We start from the raw sequence: 16,137 nt of genomic DNA, 5'->3' as shown, positions 1-16,137 counted from the left end.
CGAACGCCCTCTTGGTGTAGGCGCCGCCTTCTGCCACGATCCCTACCAGCCAGGTAGGAAAACTAGGGATCTGTGGGGGTGGCCATGAAAACGCTCGACCGTACAGGCCGGATGCTGCCCCTCCTGACCTCACGTCGTCACATCGACCTCGGCCGTACGTCCAGTGCCATCTGTCGGCCCCTCTGACGCCACAGAAACTCTGACGCCACAGAACCTGGCTCTCTCCAGGAACAGCGCTGTCTCCCCGTCCGCTCCGCCTCCGTCGGCGGATCGGACACCTTCGACTGCCCACGAGCAGTCGCCTCGCATGTGCGTACCTCCCCGATCACCCATCCCCTGAGAGGACACCTCCGTGTCTGCCGCAAGACCGCTCACCACCCTGCGCACCATCGCCGTCATAGCCACGCTCCCCCTCCTGCTCACCGCCTGCGGCTACGGCTCGAAGTCCACCGACGACGGCAAGCAGACCGCGGTCGCGGCGGGCGCCAAGAAACTCTCCGCCGACCAGGTGAAGATCGGCTACTTCCCCAACCTCACGCACGCCACCGCTCTGGTGGGCATTCAGGAGGGCCTGATCCAGAAGGAGCTCGGCGGCACCACGATCAAGCCCTCGACCTTCAACGCCGGCCCCTCCGAGATCGAGGCGCTGAACGCCGGCTCCATCGACATCGGCTGGATCGGCCCCTCCCCCGCCATCAACGGTTACGCCAAGTCGGACGGCAAGAACCTGCGGATCATCGGCGGTTCGGCGTCCGGCGGCGTGAAGCTCGTCGTCAACCCGGACAAGATCAAGTCGGTGGACGATCTCAAGGGCAAGAAGATCGCCACACCGCAGCTCGGCAACACCCAGGACGTCGCGTTCCTCAACTGGATCGCGGACCAGGGCTGGAAGGTCGACGCGGAGAGCGGCAGGGGCGACGTCTCGGTTGTCCGCACGGACAACAAGGTCACCCCGGATGCCTACAAGTCCGGTTCCATCGACGGCGCCTGGGTGCCGGAGCCGACCGCGTCCAAGCTGGTCGCCGAGGGCGGCAAGGTACTGCTGGACGAGTCGACGCTGTGGCCGGACAAGAAGTTCGTGATCACGAACATCATCGTGTCGCAGAAGTTCCTGAAGGCACACCCTGACGTCGTCGAGGCCGTGCTGCGCGGCTCGGTGAAGACCAACGAGTGGATCAACGCCAACCCGGACAAGGCGAAGGCGTCCGCCAACGCGGCGCTGGAGGAGCTGTCGGGCAAGGCGTTGCCCGCCGACGTCATCGATCCGGCGTGGAAGTCCATCACCTTCCTCGACGACCCGCTGGCCTCCACCCTCAACACCCAGGCCGAGCACGCGGTCAAGGCCGGCCTGCTGGAGAAGCCCGACCTGAAGGGCATCTACGACCTCGCACCGCTCAACAAGGTCCTCAAGGCCGAGGGCAAGAACGCGGTCGACGACGCCGGTCTCGGCGCCGAGTAACGACCACCGGACGAGTGCCCAGGAGGTGACGACCATGCCGACGACGATGTCGCACCGGGCGAGTTCGTCACCCTCCTGGGGGCCTGCCGCCTGACTCCCGCCTGACCGACCACACCGCATGCCCCTGCGCGAGTCCTGTCATGCCTCCGGGAGCGCACCGTCGGTGGAGGCGCCGGAGGCGATCCCGTACGACGGGTCGGGCACCGACGTGGGCTCCAGAAGGGTGGAGCGGCGGCCGTCCACGCCGACCGGGATGTCGCCGTCGATGGTCACGCGGCGCAGGGTGCGGATGTGGGCGTCGGAGTCGTCGACGCCGTAGTGCTGGGTGGCCCGGTTGTCCCAGAGGGCGACGTCACCGGCGCGCCAGTGCCAGCGGACAGTGTTCTCCGGGCGCTCGACGTGCGACTGGAGAACGCCGATGATCGCGCGCGAGTCGGTGCCGCGCAGGCCGGCCAGGCGCTTGACGAAGTTGCCCAGGAGCAGGGTGCGTTCGCCGGTCTCGGGGTGGACGCGCACCACCGGGTGCTCGGTGCGGAACTTGGTGGAGGTGAACACCGTGCGGAACCGCTTGAGTTCGGTGGAGGCCGCCTCGGGGCGTACGGCCGCGTAGTCGTAGTCGTTGGTGTGCTCGGCGCGCAGGTTCTCGGCGAGCAGCTTGAGGGCGTCGGGGAGTTCGGCGTACGCGGCGGCCGTGTTGGCCCACAGGGTGTTGCCGCCGTAGGGCGGGACGACCTCGGCGCGCAGGATGGAGAAGGCGGGGTAGGCGGGCACGAAGGTGACGTCGGAGTGCCACTGGTTGGCACGGCCGCCGTGGTCGTTGTCGACGGCGAAGGCGTATTTGCCGTCGACCGAGGGCACGGTCGGGTGGGCGACGGGCTCGCCGAGCAGGCGGCCGAACGCCTCGTGGCTGTCGGCGTCGAGATGCTGCTGATCGCGGAAGAAGACGACCTTGTGTTCGAGGACGGCGGCGCGGATCGCGGCCACGGTGGGCGCGTCCAGGTCGCCGCCGAGGCGGAGACCGGAGATCACGGCGCCGATGCGGCCGCCGATCTTCTCGACGGTGAGGGTGCTGGGTGTCGCGGCGGGCGCGGCAGAGGTCACGGGAAGGTCCCTTCGCGAGGTCGGGCAGGTGCTTGTCGGTCAGCTGCGTGTCGTACAGGTGCTTGCCGAACAGATGCTTGTCGGTTAGTTGCTTTCCGAGCGGAATGAAATCGGCGCAGCCAGACGCCACCTCGGCGATCACGGTTGGAGGTGGCCGCCTCCATGAGCTTGAGCACCGGTGCGCATGCCGGTCAAGGTTCGCCGGAGCCGCTTCACGACCCTGCAACACAACCGACAAGCCGGGCGTGGTCCCGGCCACTTCCGGTCGCCAAAGCACCCGGGCGCACGGCATGTTGGATCCACGCACCGTCATGAGCCGCGGAAGGACCGCCATGTCGACCATCGTTCCCCCCGCCGCGCGGACCTCCGGCGACGGCCGACGGGAGGCCAACGCGGCGTCGGTGCTGCGGGCCGTCCTCGACCACGGTCCGGTCGCCCGCAGCGCCATCGCGCGGCTCTCGGCGCTGAGCCCGGCGGCGGTCTCCCGGCAGTGCACCGACCTGGCCCGGCTCGGCCTGGTGCGCGAGGTGCCGGAGCTGGTCGCGGCGAGCGGGGTCGGCAGGCCGCAGATCCCCGTGGATCTCAACACGGGCGGTGCGGACGGGCCTCTGGTCGCCGGCGTGCACATCGGCGTACCGGCCTCCGCCTTCGGCCTGACCGATCTGCGCGGCCAGGTCGTCTTCCGCAGCCGCTTCGAGCATGACGGCATCCCCGCCTCCGAACTCCCCGACCACGTCGGCCGTGCGCTGGCCCGCTTCATCGCCGAGCACACCCCGGCGAGCCGCTCGCTGGTGGGGGTGGGTGCGGCCATCGGCGGCTGGGTGGACCCGGAGACCGGGACCGTCGTACGGCACGACGCCCTGGGCTGGCACCAGCGGCCGCTGGCCGCGGAGTTGCAGCGGTACACCGGGGTGCCGGTCAGGATCGACAACCACGCCCGCGCGGTCGCCCAGTCGGAGCTGCTCTTCGGCCAGCCCGCCGCTCGGCGCTCCCTGGTGCACCTGTTCGTCGGGCAGGTGGTGGACGCGGCCCTCGCGGTGGCCGGTGTGGTGCACAGCGGGCCGCGTTCGGGTGCGGGCGACGTGGCGCATCTGCCGGTGCCGGACAGTGCGGTGCGCTGCCCGTGCGGGCGCATCGGCTGCCTGGAGGCGACCGCTTCCGACGGCGTGCTCACCGGGCGCGCGGTGGCGGACGGGATCATCCCGGAGCCGTCCCTGCCGCTGCTCGCGGACGCGGCGGCGGCCGGCGACCTCCGCGCCGACGCGTTGCTCCGCGAGCGCGCCCGGGCGGTCGGCCGGGCCGCGGCGCTGCTGCTCGACATCCTCAACCCCGACCTGGCGGTGATCACCGAGACGTCGCTGCTGTTCCACGGCGACTACCTCGACGAGATCCGGGCGGCAGCGATGGCCCATTCGCACGTCTGTGACGACCCGGAGCGGATCGTGGTCCCACATGCTGGACCGGCGGCCCTCCTTGTGGCCGCCGCCACGGTGGCCCTGAACCCGCTGTTCAAGAGCCCGCTGCAAGCTTTCGGCAACACGGCCGCAATGCTGCCGTCGGCCTGACAAGCCGCCCTGGCGGGGCGGCTGTTGACCCTCGCGGACAACCGCTGTCATTCTGCTCGGCGTGAGCCCGGACCTGCGCCTCGTGTCCCGCTGGCACGTCGACCTCTGTCGACAGGCCAGCGCGATCTGTGCCGTCCGGCCGCTGACTCACCACTGACTTCCCCGCCGGTCCTCCCCCGGCCCTCGCCTTTCGTACCCGCCCGCCGAGCGCTGCCCGGCCGTGGCCACGCGTACCGGCGATTAATTCCTTCCGAAGCGCAAAGAACAGGTCTCCTTCATGAGCACTCCCTCGCTCCTGCCTCCGGACCCCCTGTCCCGGCGTACCGCCCTCCGCGCCGCCGGTGCCGGCGCCCTGCTGCTCGGTGCGGGTGGTGCTCTGACCGGCTGCCGCTCGGCCGTCTCCGCCGACGACAAGGCGGCCGGCGGGCCCAGGCGCGGCGGCTCGGTCACCATCGCGATCAACCAGGACTTCACGCCTGCCCTGCTGTTCACGCAGAGCGGTGTGTCGCTGCAGAACCGGCTGATCTACAACACCCTGACCCGCTACGACGACGAGCTCAAGCCCCAGCCGGAGCTCGCCACTTCATGGACGTACGCCGCCGACGGGAAGAGCATCACGCTCAAGCTGCGCGACGACGTCACCTACCACGACGGCCGCCCCTTCACCGCGGACGACGTCATCTTCGCCGTGCGGAACCTGCTGAAACCGGAGCGCTCGGCCCAACTCGCCTCCACCGCGAAGGCGGTGACCGGTTTCGAGAAGCGGGGCGACCACGAGGTGGTCCTCAAGCTCGCGCATCCGGTGAGCAACCTCTTCGACCTCTTCGAGTTCATGATCATCGCTGACCGGCACACGGTGGACGAGGCCGTGAAGGGCACGAAGCTCAACGGCACCGGCCCGTTCAGGTTCGTCAAGTGGCGCCCGGGAACCGGCCTGAGCCTGACCCGCAACGACAAGTACTGGATACCTGGCCGCCCTTACCTCGACAAGGTCGAACTCCTCGTCTACACCCAGCCGGACGCGCTGCTGTCCGCACTCCGGTCCGGTCAGGCACAGCTGTCGTACCAGGTGCCGGGCAGGCAACTGAGCACGGTCAAGGACAACTCGGCCTTCCGCATCCGGGAGTACGACACCGGCTCGGGCGCGGTGTACGTCGGCGCGACGGTCACCAAGGCACCGGCGAACGACAAGGACTTCCGGCAGGCCGTCGCCTGGGCGGTGGACCGCGACCGGGTCGTCGCGCAAGCCCTCGGCGGCTTCGGCCTCGCCTCCGCCGTACCCTGGCCCAGGTCGTCGCCCGCCTACAGCGAGGCGAACCGCACCCACTACCGGCACGACCCGGCCAGGGCCCGCGAGCTGCTGAAGTCCTCCGGTTTCTCGACGAAGCAGACCGTGCCGCTGGGCCACCCGACCACCCCGCTGCACGTCGCCATCGCCGAGATCGTGCAGTACGACCTCAAGCAGATCGGCATCAAGACGGAACTGGAGCCGTCCGACCCGGCCGCGTTCCAGACGAAGCTGATCACCGGCACGATGCCGACCCTGTGGATCAACAGTCACAGCTTCTCGCAGGTGCAGCCCGCGACGCTGGCCGTCAGCGCGTACCCCTTCAACGAGGCGAAGAACACCTCGCACTTCAGCTCCGCGGAGTACACGAAGGTCGTCCAGGAGGTCTGGCGGCGCAAGGAGGCCGACGGGGCCGCGGCGAACGCTTCCTACCAGCAGGTCTCCGACGTGCTGCTCGACGAGGCGTTCATCATCGACCTGGCGGTCCTGGACTCGGTGCAGGTGGCGGCCGAGAAACTGCACGGCCCCGAACTCACCCCGTTCAGCTATCTCAACCTCGACAACGCCTACCTGGACTGATGATGCGCGGCTATCTCCTGAAGAAGATCCCGTCCGCGCTCCTGGTCCTGCTGCTCGCCTCCTTCCTGATCTTCGGCATCCTGCGCCTGGTCCCGGGCGACGCCGCCGAGTCCCTCGCAGGTCCGGACGCGTCACAGCGGAGCGTCGACGCGATCCGCCACCAACTCGGCCTGAACCAGCCCTTGTTGACGCAGTACGTCACCTGGATCGGCGATGTGGTGCGCGGCGATCTCGGCCCGTCGTACGCCATCGGGGGCCAGGTCGCGGACCTCATCGGCGACGGGCTGGCGGCCACCGCCGAGCTCACCGTCGGCGCTCTGTTCCTCACCGTCGTCCTCGGTCTGCTGCTCGGCGTGCTGGGGGCCACGTCGCGGCGACGCCCCGTGCAGGCTGCCGTACGGGCGCTCACCACCGCCGCCCTCGCGGTGCCGCCGTTCGTGACGGGCGTGGTGCTGGTGCTGGTCTTCGCGGTGGGGGCGGGCGTGCTGCCGTCCGGCGGCCGGATCGGCCTCCTCGAAGCACCCGACCTGGAGCTGCAGTACCTGCTGCTGCCGTCGCTGTGCCTGGCCCTGCCCAGCGCGGCCGTCCTCGGCCGCTACCTGAGGGACAGCCTTGAACGCGCCCTCGGCGAGGACTATATCCGCACCGCCACCGCCGCGGGCGTCTCACCCCGCAGGCTGCTGTGGCGGCACGCCCTGCCGAACGCCCTGCCGCCCGTCGTCACCCTGCTCGGCATGCAGACCGGCCAGCTCCTCGGCGGTGCCGTACTGGTGGAGGCGATCTTCGCCTGGCCGGGCCTCGGCCAGCTCGCCGAACAGGCGCTGAACCGGCGCGACTACCCGGTCGTACAGGACCTGTTGCTGCTCCTCGTCGCCGTCTTCGTCGTGGTCCAACTGCTGACGGACGTCGTCTACGCCCTCCTCGACCCGCGCATCCGGTGGGAGTGAACCGCCATGGCCACCCTCTCGATCACGGCGGTGCGCAAGCGGGCCGCCCGCCACCCTTACGTCACCGCTCTCACCACCGCCCGCGGCCGCGTCGGCCTGCTGCTGGTCGGCCTGGTGGTGCTCGCCGGCCTGCTCGCCCCGCTGCTCACCTCCCACGACCCGACCGACCAGAGCGGCGACGCCCTGCTCGGCCCCGGCAGCCCCGGCCACCTCCTCGGCACCGACGACCTGGGCCGCGACCTGCTCAGCCGGGTGCTGTACGGCACCCGCACCGACCTCGAGGTGATCGCCGCCGCAGTGCCGATCGGCGCGCTGCTCGGCTGCTCCCTCGCCCTCCTCGCCGCGACGCACCCGGTGCTGGACACGGTGGTGCAGCGGCTGTTCGACCTGGTGCTGGCCTTCCCGGGCCTGATCCTGGCGCTGGCCATCACGGCCGTCCTCGGCCCGGGCCGGCTGCCGGTGGTCGTCGTCATCGCCCTGGTCGAAATCCCGGTGTTCGGACGGCAGTTGCGAGCCGGGATCCTCGTCCAGCGCGAGCGCGAGTACGCCGTCGCCGCGCGGGTCGGCGGCACCGGCCGGGCCCGGCTCCTGCTGCGGCACATCCTGCCCAACTGCGCCGACCCGCTGGTGGTGCAGGTCGCGGTCTCCCTCACCATCGCCGTGTTCCTGGAGGGCGCCATGAGCTTCCTCGGGGTCGGCGTACGCCCGCCCGAACCCACCCTGGGCGGCATGATCGGCCAGGCGCTGCCCTACCTGGCGCAGGCGCCCTTCTTCGCCGCCTGGCCGCTGCTCACCGTCACCCTGCTCGTCCTCGGTCTCTCACTGCTGTCCGAGGCCCTGAACCGGGAGATACGCCGATGACGACACCCCCTTTGCTGGACGTACGCGGCCTCAGCGTCGACTTCGGCACACCGGACGGACGGACCGTCCACGCCGTACGGGACGTGGACTTCCGCCTGCGACGCGGTGAGACCCTGGCCGTCGTCGGTGAGTCGGGATCGGGCAAGTCCACCACCGCGCTGGCGCTGACGCGGATGCTGCCGGGGACGGGCAGGATCACCGCCGGTTCGGTGCGGCTGAACGGCACCGATCTGACGGCCGCGAGCGAGCAGGAGCTGCGTGCCGTGCGCGGCGCCCGGATCGGGATGATCTTCCAGGACCCGATGACCTCCCTCAACCCCGTCCTGTCGGTCCGCACCCAACTCGACGAGGTGCTGCGCGCCCACGGTCACGGCGACCGCGCCGCCCGCCGGGCCCGTGCCGCCGAACTCCTCGACCTGGTCGGCATCCCGGATCCGCCGCGCAGACTGGACGACCACCCGCACCAGTTCTCCGGCGGCCAGCGCCAGCGCATCCTGATCGCCATGGCCCTCGCGAACGAGCCGGACGTGCTGCTGGCCGACGAGCCGACCACGGCCCTCGACGCCACCGTCCAGGAGCAGATCCTCCAACTGCTGGCCGAGCTCAACGAGGAGACCGGCACGGCGCTGCTCCTCATCACCCACAACATGGGGGTCGTCGCCCGCTCCTGCGACCGGGTGCTGGTGATGTACGGCGGCACGGTGGTCGAGGACGGGCCCACGGCCGACGTCCTCACTCGTCCCCGGCATCCGTACACCGCGGGACTGCTGGCCGCCGTCCCCCGGTTGTCCTCCCCCTCCGGCACCCGGCTCGTCGGCATTCCCGGCACGCCGCCGGACCTGTCCCTGCCCCTTGCCGGGTGCGCGTTCGCCGAGCGGTGCGCACTGGCGGACGAGCGGTGCGGGAGCGAGGCACCGCCGCTGGAAGAGGGTGTGGCGTGCTGGCACCGGGACAGGAAGCCGCCCGTCACGGCGGCCGCACCCGACGAGCGGGCTGTCGCCGCCCGGGGCACCCCTGTGCTGGAAGCCTCCGGCTTGCGCAAGGAGTTCCGCGGGCGCCGCCGCAGCCGTCTCGTCGCCGTGGACGACGTCGCCCTGACGCTGCACGCGGGCGAGACCCTGGGGATCGTCGGCGAGTCGGGCTCCGGCAAGTCCACTCTGGCCCGGCTGCTCGCCCACGCCCATCCGGCCGACGGCGGCACGATCCGGCTGCGCGGCGAGGACGTGACCCGGCCCTCCCGTCCGGCGCTGCGGACCCTGCGGCGCCAGGTGCAGATGGTGTTCCAGGACCCGTACGCCTCCCTCAACCCCCGGATGACCGTGGGCGACATCGTCGGCGAGCCCCTCCGTGTCCACGGGCTGCGCCCGGACCGCGCGGCACGCCAGGCACGGGTCGCCGAGCTCCTGGAACTCGTCGGCCTGGACCGGGCGGCCGCCGACCGCCTCCCCCGCTCCTTCTCCGGCGGCCAGCGCCAGCGCATCGGCATCGCCCGCGCCCTGGCTCCCGAGCCGTCGGTGCTGCTGTGCGACGAGCCCGTCTCGGCGCTCGACGTGTCGGTGCAGGCGCAGATCGTCAACCTGCTGGCCGATCTGCGGCGCGACCTCGGGCTCGCGCTGCTCTTCATCGCCCATGACCTGGCGGTGGTACGGCAGGTCAGCCACCGTATCGCGGTGATGCACCGGGGCCGGATCGTCGAGTCGGGGCCCGCGGACGAGGTGTGCGAGGACCCTCGACACCCCTACACCGCGGCTCTGATGGCCGCGGCACCGGATCCCGTTCCGGCCGCCGCTGTGGAGGCACCCACCGCATGACCGGCCTTGCGCCCCTCACCTGCCGCGGTCCGGGACGCCGGGCGACCACCCGGCCGGTCGTCCGCGGCGGTTCACACCTCTGCCACGCCTCCTGCCGCAACCGCTACCGCGTCGCCGCCCGCCCCGGCAACACCCCCGACTCCACCACCGGCCACGGCGGTTCCCGCGTCGCCCGTGACTCCGCGCCCACTGGAAAGGCCCCGGCATGACCACCACGCGCCGCGATCCGTACGAGAACTTCCCGGGCCACGTCGGCCGTACCTTCAGCGAGTCGCGGCCCGCCTGGCCCGAGAAGCCGGCGCCCCCGTCCGGCACGCCCAACATCGTGGTCGTCTACCTCGACGACATGGGCTACAGCGACATCGGCCCGTTCGGCGCCGAGATCCCCACGCCGGTGCTCGACGCCCTCGCCGAGCGCGGTGTGCGCCTGTCCAACTACCACACCCTGCCGCTGTGCTCGCCCTCCCGCGCCGCGCTGCTGACCGGCTGCAACCCGCACCGCGTCGGCTACGCCATGGTCGCCAACGCCGACCCCGGCTTTCCCGGCTACGGCATGGAGATCGCGCACGACTTCCCCACGCTGGCCGAGACGCTGCGCGACGCCGGGTACGCGACCTGCGCGGTCGGCAAGTGGCACCTGACCCGCGACTCCTCGTCCAGCGCGGCTGCCGACCGCTCCAACTGGCCGCTCCAGAAGGGTTTCGACCAGTACTACGGCGTCCTGGAAGGCCTGACGAACCTCTTCCACCCCCACCAACTGGTACGTGACAACTCGCCGTTGGACATCGACGAGTTCCCGGAGGGCTACTACTACACGGACGACATAACCGACCAGGCCATCGCCATGGTGAAGTCCCTGCGTGCCCACGACCCGGACAAGCCCTTCTTCCTCTACCTCGCCCACAACGCCGTCCACGCCCCGCTCCAGGCCAAACCGGAGGACGTGGCCCGCCACCGGGGCCGCTACGACGCAGGCTGGGACGCGCTGCGCGAGGCCCGCTTCGCCCGCCAGAAGGCGGACGGCCTGTTCCCGCAGGACACCGAACTCCCGGCCCGGAACCACGAGGACGGACTCGACGTGGCCGCGTGGGACGATCTCTCCGAGGACGAACAGCGCCTGTACACCCGCTACATGGAGGTGTACGCGGCGATGGTCGACAACGTCGACCAGAACCTCGGCCGGCTGCTCGACACCCTGGATGCGCTGGGCGAGGCGGACAACACCATCGTCGTGTTCACCTCCGACAACGGCGGCAGCGGTGAAGGCGGTGCCGAGGGCAGCCGCAGCTACTTCAGCCGTTTCGCCCACCACCCCCGCCTCCCCCAGGACTGGCCGGCGGACGTGGAGCGCGACCCCGGCCTGATCGGCGGCCCGCGCGGCCTGGTGCACTACCCGCGGGGCTGGGCCATGGCGTCCAACACCCCGTTCCGGCTGTACAAGCGGCACACCTACGCGGGCGGGGTCCGGGTCCCGTTCCTCATCTCCTGGCCGCGCGGCCTGCGCCGCTCCCCCGACGACGACGGCGTCCGCCACCAGTACCAGTACGTCACGGACCTGGCCCCGACGCTGCTGGACCTGGCGGGAATCACCCGCCCGGACTCCCGCCACGGCCACCCCGTCCAGGAGCAGGACGGCTTCGGTTTCGCCCCTGTCCTCACCGATCCCGCCGCCGACAGCACCCACCCCGAGCAGTACTGCGAGATGACCGGCAACCGCAGCCACTACCGCGACGGCCACAAACTCGTCACCCTGCACCGCCCGGGCACGCCGTACGACGACTCGGAGTGGGCCCTGTACGACATCCGCACCGATCCGACGGAGATCCACGATCTCGCGGCCCAACGCCCGGAACTGGTCAAGGAGTTGGCGGCAGCCTGGGAGGCGGCGGCCTGGCGCAACGGCGTCTTCCCGCTCCAGGACGCCTCCGGGGCCCTCGCCCTGCGCGGCCCGGCGGAGGAGAAGCTCGGCCGCCCGGTCACCCTGCTCCCCGGCACGCCCGAACTCGAGCGCTACCGTTCCTCCCGCCTGATCGCCTTCCGCTCCTTCACGGTCACGGTCGAGCTGGAGTCGTACGAGGAGGGCGACGCGGGCGTCCTGGTCTCGCACGGCGACCAGGGCGGCGGCTACAGCCTGTACGTCGAGGACGGCCGCCTGCGCTTCGCCTACAACGAGTACGGCGCCCTGCGCGAGGCGGACGCGGGCCCCCTCGGCCCCGGGACCCGCACCGTCCTCCTCACGGCGACCGCCGAACCCGGTCTGCGCTGGCGCTTCGCCCTCGCCGTGGACGGCACCGAACGTGCCACACCCGAACCGGTCCACCAGCTCATCGGCATGGCCCCGTTCCAGGGCGTCAGCGTGGGCCTCGACCGCAAGTCCCCGGTCTCCTGGCCGCTGTACGAGCGCCACGGTGTCTTCCGCTACACCGGCGCCCTCCGCTCGGTCACCTACGACCCGGGCGCACCGGGCCCGGACTCGCCCCAGGCGGTGGCTCAGGCCCTGCGGGAGGCGGCGGCCGCGTTCGAGTAGGGAACGTTCGGGACGGCGCCGCCGGGTGGCCGGCGGGCGGCGCTCACCGCACGTCGAACAGACGCCCCGCGTTGCGCAGCGCGTGCACCGCGACCCGCTTGCCGAGAGCGAGGCCGGCCACGTCGGCCGAGCGGGTGTGGATGCCGGAGTACACCCGGGCGTCCTCGTTCTCCTGGGACAGCTGACTCCAGGCCGTGTACGTGCGCGTCACTCCGGGGGCGGTGGGGCTGGTGAGCTCGAACGGTGCGGTGCGGGGGCCGGTGAGCGCCGTGAGGATGGTTTCCGCCGCTCCCGAGTACGTGTTGTGGCCGCTGGGGTAGTCGGGATGGGCCGGCGTGACGTGCAGTGGCGTCCAGTCGGGGTCGGGGTCGATCGTGCCGGTGCGGATGGCCGTGACCGGGCGCCAGCGCAGGTGGGCGTACTTGGTGTCGGACGTGGCGATCTGCGTGTCCACCAGGGCGAGGTGGAACAGCGCCACCAGCGCGGCCTGTGCGGGGACGGACCCTGACGACCGGGCCAGGGCGACCCGCAGCGGCTCGGTGTACAGCGTCAGCGAAGAGCCCAACCAGAAGGTGGCGGTCTCGGTCTGCGGCGCCGTGCGTACGGTGCTGTCCACGGCCCCGAACGCCCGCACCTCGGCCAGTTCGGCCCGGTAGCGGGCGGACTCCAGGGCGGGCGGCGCGGGCAGCCGGTACTGGTCGGGGCTGTCCAGCAGGAAGGGCCTGGCGATCCGGTTGCCGTACTGTGCGGCCGGGGCGTAGGCGGGCGGCGTCGGCTGCCACACGCCGGGGGCCGTCGGCGGCACGGTGAACGGCGCGTTCACCGAGGCCGGGTCGAGACCGTCGCCCTCGCGCGAGGCGAGGACCAGCCGTGCCTGGCGGGCACCGGCCGCCACGCCCTTCGCCTTGGCCGGTCCGTCCGGGACGCGGTCCAGTGTCGTGCGCAGCGCGGTGTCCAGTTCCTGGGTGCGGGACGGGATCAGTGCCACCAGGGCGTCGTGTACGGCGGATGCCAGGGCCGCGTCCTGGAAGTCCCGCCGGTCGACGCCGGGCGGCACCTCGCGGGTGGCTCGGGCCGCCGCGAGCCAACTGACGGCCCAGGTCCGGCTGTTGGTGATCTGGGTGGTGGCCCCGCCGGCAGCGACGGTCGCGGCCGTCGTGTCGTACCAGTCCAGCGCGGCGGACGGGCGGGCGGGCCGTTCCTCCGCCGCGGCGGAGGAGGCGGTGCCGGCGCCGGCCAGCAGGACGGCCGAGCCCAGCGTCACCAGGGCGGAACGGCGGGTTGTGAACGGGTTCACGGGACTCCTTCGCGGAGGTGCGGGATCGCGGACGTGCGGGTTCGCGGACGTGCGGGTTCGCGGACATGCAGGTTCGCGGACATGCAAGATCGGGGACGTGCGGGATCGCGGGCTTGCGTTGGTGAACGGGGCTCGCGTTGGTGAACCGGGCTCGCGTTGGTGAGCTGTGCCGCCGGGCACGCGGGCGAACGGGGCCGACGCGAGGGGCGGTTCGACGTGCGGGCCGCCGCGGCGGCGCGATGACGGGTCAGCTACACAGCGCGGCGGCGACGCGCATCAGATCGACGGCGCGTCGCTGGGTGAACCGCAGAGTGGACCGCATGGCCGACGACGCTATCCAAGGCCGAAGTGCCGGTCAACGGGGGGCTGTTGGTCGGTCCGCATCGCAACGAGGGTTTCGCGTTGCCGCCACGCGTACGTTACGCAGCCGCGAACGCATGGGCCGGGAATGCCGTCAGAGGTTCGGGGCGGCTCAGGTCCCCAACTCGAGTCCGTCGGCGGTATCGGTGTCCACCGGGCTCATACGTCGGCCCATGCCGGCGCGTCAGGGACCGACGTGCGGGGCGCGTGCCGCGGACGAACCGTCGCGGACGACCTCGCCCGTGAGGTTGCCGTTGGCCCCCGAGCCGAGGAACAGGACCAGCTTGGCGACATCGTCCGCGTCGGAGAGACGACGGGTGGGCGTACCGGAGGCCAGCTTGTCGGTGATGGCCTTGGGGATGGGCGGGCGACTGTCGGTCAGGGTGAAGCCGGGAGCCACGACATTGACCAGGATGCCGTCCCGGCCGGCCTCCCAGGCGAGACCGCGGGCGAGGCCGTAGAGACCGGACTTGGCCGTTCCGTACGGACCGGGGCCGGGCACGCCCTCCTCGGCGACGCTGGAGGAGATCAGCACGATTCGCCCCCAGCCGCGCGAGCGCATGCTCGGCAGGACCGCGCGGACCTGGGCGGCGGCGCCGATCAGGTTGGCGCTGATCATGGCCTGCCACTCCTCGAGCGGCACGTGCTCGAAGCGGATGCTCGGGTCCGGCGGGCCGTCGCCGCCCCAGCGCACGGCGTTGGCGACGAGCACGTCGATCCCGCCCCACTGCTCGATGACGGTGTTCGCGGCCTCCTCGACGGTGTGCAGGTCCTCCAGGTCGAGCCGGACCACTAAGGCCTGCCCGCCGGCGGCCTCGATCTCGGAGGCGACCTTCTCGGCCTTCTCCGGATTGTTGCGGTAGGTGATGGCGACGCGGGCGCCCTCCTGGCCGTAGGCCCGGGCGGTCGCTGCGCCGATACCGGTGGAAGCGCCGGTGACCAGGACCACACGGTCCTTGAGTGCGGTATCCATCGTGCGGGATGTCCTCTCTTCGTACGTGAGTGCGTTGCGTGACGCCGGGTCGGCCCAGGGGGCCCGCCCGGCCGCCGGTACGGCCTCAGGCCGTGGGGGTCTGTGCGGGTACGCGGGTGGCCAGCGCCTCGACCGCGTCCAGAGCGGCGGTGCGGGACGCCTCGTGGTCGTCCTTGAACTGCGCCAGGAACGGCATGACCGGAGCGTGGGTGAGCTCGGTGTGCACGAACTCCACGTCCGCGAGGCCCAGCATCGAGAAGTAGGCGCGCAGGAAGGGCTCCTGGAAGTCGAAGGGCTCCCGGGGAGTACCGGGGCCGTAGGCGCCGCCGCGGGCACTGAGGATCACGGCGGACTTCCCCGCGAGCGGCAGCCACGGCAGGGTCACCCGGTCCATCCAGGTCTTGAGCGAGCCGGGGACGGTGAAGTTGTACATGGGCGTCCCGATGAGGATGACGTCCGCCTCGAGGAGCTGCTCGATGAGGGGGCGGGTCGCCGCCCACGCCTTGGCCAGCTCGGGCGCGGCGGCCACCACTTCGTCCATGGCCGCGATGTCCCGCACCCCGTTCAGGGAGGACCGGGTGGCCAGCCGGACCCGGGCCTCGTCGATGGGCGCGACCGGCTCCGCCACCAGGTCCCGATAGGTGTAGGTGCCTTCCGGATGGGCGGCCTTCCAGTGTTCGACGAAGGCTGCGCCGAGTTCCCGCGAGAACGACTCACTCCGGGCACTGGCGTCCAGGTGCAGCAGATGCGCCACAGCATTCCCTTCCAGGCAAGATGATCTGAAGTCGAAACCAGATTAGACCAAGATAATCTCAAGTCAAGACGATTTGATTCCTTTGCTATCCTGCTGACATGTCCCTCACCACTCCCGCCGGCGACCGGGCGTCGGGCAGCCGGCTCCACAGCGATCTGCACTGGTTGTTCGCCCGGCTCAAGCAGGGGCTCGCCGGCGCGGAGACCTCGGTCGTGCGCGAGCACGGCATGAGTCTGTGGGGCTACACGGTCCTGATGGCCATCGTCGAGGCGCCCATGAGGAGCCAGCTCTCGCTCGCCCAGGCCGTCTCGGTCGACAAGAGCAAGCTCGTCCTGGTCATCGACGAGCTGGAGTCGGCCGGCCTGGTCCGCCGCCGCCCCGACCCCGCCGACCGCAGGGCCCGTATCGTCGAGGTGACCGACGACGGCCGCCGTGCCCTCGACGCCGCACGCGACGACGTCGAGGCGATCGAGAACCGTCTGCTGGCCGACCTGGACGCCCCGTCTCAGCAGGCGCTGCGATCCGTGCTCCGCCAGCTCGTCGGCGCGCCGGTCGAACGGATCGAGGACGGGCAGCAGACCGGCAACGCCTGCGCACCGCCCCAGCCCTGACCGA

At 71.4% G+C, this 16,137-nt stretch carries 14 protein-coding genes and 1 pseudogene; 11 read left to right on the top strand and 4 right to left on the bottom strand.

All coding sequences use genetic code 11. The features are described 5' to 3' along the window. Nucleotides 1-84: 84 nt before the first annotated feature. Complete coding sequence (locus Q4V64_RS55570) at nt 85-186, top strand: putative leader peptide (RefSeq protein ID WP_348540822.1); 102 nt, start codon at nt 85-87, stop codon at nt 184-186. A 166-nt stretch (nt 187-352) separates the two neighbouring features. Then, on the top strand, nt 353-1,459 hold the full coding sequence (locus Q4V64_RS41940) for an aliphatic sulfonate ABC transporter substrate-binding protein (protein ID WP_124438165.1): 1,107 nt from the start codon (nt 353-355) through the stop codon (nt 1,457-1,459). A gap of 138 nt (nt 1,460-1,597) precedes the next feature. Here the strand turns inward: Q4V64_RS41940 and Q4V64_RS41935 are convergent, their stop codons facing one another. Then, on the bottom strand, nt 1,598-2,560 hold the full coding sequence (locus Q4V64_RS41935; protein WP_124438166.1) for a TauD/TfdA family dioxygenase: 963 nt from the start codon (nt 2,558-2,560) through the stop codon (nt 1,598-1,600). A 332-nt stretch (nt 2,561-2,892) separates the two neighbouring features. On the opposite strand from Q4V64_RS41935, the gene Q4V64_RS41930 reads away from it, so the two are divergent. The 8 genes and pseudogenes from Q4V64_RS41930 to Q4V64_RS41900 all read left to right on the top strand — a co-directional run bounded on the left by Q4V64_RS41930 (nt 2,893) and on the right by Q4V64_RS41900 (nt 12,138). Next, complete coding sequence (locus Q4V64_RS41930) at nt 2,893-4,125, top strand: ROK family transcriptional regulator (RefSeq protein WP_124438167.1); 1,233 nt, start codon at nt 2,893-2,895, stop codon at nt 4,123-4,125. 61 nt (nt 4,126-4,186) lie between these two features. Beyond that, nucleotides 4,187-4,282, top strand: a complete 96-nt coding sequence (locus Q4V64_RS55565) for a putative leader peptide (RefSeq protein ID WP_348540821.1) — start codon at nt 4,187-4,189, stop codon at nt 4,280-4,282. Nucleotides 4,283-4,402: 120 nt separating this feature from the next. Beyond that, on the top strand, nt 4,403-5,992 hold the full coding sequence (locus Q4V64_RS41925; RefSeq protein WP_124438168.1) for an ABC transporter substrate-binding protein: 1,590 nt from the start codon (nt 4,403-4,405) through the stop codon (nt 5,990-5,992). Nucleotides 5,993-5,994: 2 nt separating this feature from the next. Continuing rightward, entirely contained in the window at nt 5,995-6,939 is a 945-nt protein-coding gene (locus tag Q4V64_RS41920) for an ABC transporter permease (protein ID WP_124438186.1), read from the top strand. A 6-nt stretch (nt 6,940-6,945) separates the two neighbouring features. After that, nucleotides 6,946-7,800, top strand: coding sequence for an ABC transporter permease (locus tag Q4V64_RS41915; RefSeq protein ID WP_124438169.1), 855 nt, complete (start codon nt 6,946-6,948; stop codon nt 7,798-7,800). Then, nucleotides 7,797-9,611 (top strand): ABC transporter ATP-binding protein, encoded by a 1,815-nt coding sequence (locus Q4V64_RS41910; protein WP_124438170.1) that lies wholly within the window; start codon nt 7,797-7,799, stop codon nt 9,609-9,611. The genes Q4V64_RS41915 and Q4V64_RS41910 overlap by 4 nt, the downstream gene beginning before the upstream one ends. Before the next feature lie 56 nt (nt 9,612-9,667). Then, nucleotides 9,668-9,820: pseudogene (locus Q4V64_RS55560) on the top strand (formylglycine-generating enzyme family protein); the annotation flags it as partial. Continuing rightward, complete coding sequence (locus Q4V64_RS41900; RefSeq protein ID WP_124438172.1) at nt 9,817-12,138, top strand: arylsulfatase; 2,322 nt, start codon at nt 9,817-9,819, stop codon at nt 12,136-12,138. The pseudogene Q4V64_RS55560 and the gene Q4V64_RS41900, both read left to right, overlap by 4 nt. Nucleotides 12,139-12,181: 43 nt before the next feature. Here the strand turns inward: Q4V64_RS41900 and Q4V64_RS41895 are convergent, their stop codons facing one another. The 3 genes from Q4V64_RS41895 to Q4V64_RS41885 form a co-directional block, all read right to left on the bottom strand. Continuing rightward, on the bottom strand, nt 12,182-13,435 hold the full coding sequence (locus Q4V64_RS41895; RefSeq protein ID WP_124438173.1) for a vanadium-dependent haloperoxidase: 1,254 nt from the start codon (nt 13,433-13,435) through the stop codon (nt 12,182-12,184). 544 nt (nt 13,436-13,979) lie between these two features. Further along, nucleotides 13,980-14,768, bottom strand: a complete 789-nt coding sequence (locus tag Q4V64_RS41890; RefSeq protein WP_124438174.1) for an SDR family oxidoreductase — start codon at nt 14,766-14,768, stop codon at nt 13,980-13,982. Between the two features lie 85 nt (nt 14,769-14,853). Then, the gene (locus Q4V64_RS41885) at nt 14,854-15,522 is read right to left on the bottom strand and encodes an NAD(P)H-dependent oxidoreductase (RefSeq protein WP_124438175.1); all 669 of its coding nucleotides are present in this window, start codon (nt 15,520-15,522) and stop codon (nt 14,854-14,856) included. 98 nt (nt 15,523-15,620) lie between these two features. On the opposite strand from Q4V64_RS41885, the gene Q4V64_RS41880 reads away from it, so the two are divergent. After that, nucleotides 15,621-16,133: a MarR family winged helix-turn-helix transcriptional regulator gene (locus Q4V64_RS41880; RefSeq protein ID WP_124438176.1), complete on the top strand. Its 513-nt coding sequence runs from the start codon at nt 15,621-15,623 to the stop codon at nt 16,131-16,133. Nucleotides 16,134-16,137: the final 4 nt, after the last annotated feature.

The organism is Streptomyces sp. NL15-2K (assembly GCF_030551255.1).
Taxonomy (GTDB): domain Bacteria; phylum Actinomycetota; class Actinomycetes; order Streptomycetales; family Streptomycetaceae; genus Streptomyces.
The sequence above is the reverse complement of the archived record's forward strand: the minus strand, read 5'-3'. Positions and strand labels throughout refer to the sequence as shown.

Bases quoted from the DNA above. Each gene is read 5' to 3' on its own strand.
- Q4V64_RS41910 (WP_124438170.1), top strand. From the start codon at position 7,797: ATGACGACACCCCCTTTGCTGGACGTACGCGGCCTCAGCGTCGACTTC.
- Q4V64_RS41920 (WP_124438186.1), top strand. From the start codon at position 5,995: ATGCGCGGCTATCTCCTGAAGAAGATCCCGTCCGCGCTCCTGGTCCTG.
- Q4V64_RS41915 (WP_124438169.1), top strand. From the start codon at position 6,946: ATGGCCACCCTCTCGATCACGGCGGTGCGCAAGCGGGCCGCCCGCCAC.
- Q4V64_RS41930 (WP_124438167.1), top strand. From the start codon at position 2,893: ATGTCGACCATCGTTCCCCCCGCCGCGCGGACCTCCGGCGACGGCCGA.
- Q4V64_RS41900 (WP_124438172.1), top strand. From the start codon at position 9,817: ATGACCACCACGCGCCGCGATCCGTACGAGAACTTCCCGGGCCACGTC.
- Q4V64_RS41880 (WP_124438176.1), top strand. From the start codon at position 15,621: ATGTCCCTCACCACTCCCGCCGGCGACCGGGCGTCGGGCAGCCGGCTC.
- Q4V64_RS41925 (WP_124438168.1), top strand. From the start codon at position 4,403: ATGAGCACTCCCTCGCTCCTGCCTCCGGACCCCCTGTCCCGGCGTACC.
- Q4V64_RS41890 (WP_124438174.1), bottom strand. From the start codon at position 14,768: ATGGATACCGCACTCAAGGACCGTGTGGTCCTGGTCACCGGCGCTTCC.
- Q4V64_RS55570 (WP_348540822.1), top strand. From the start codon at position 85: ATGAAAACGCTCGACCGTACAGGCCGGATGCTGCCCCTCCTGACCTCA.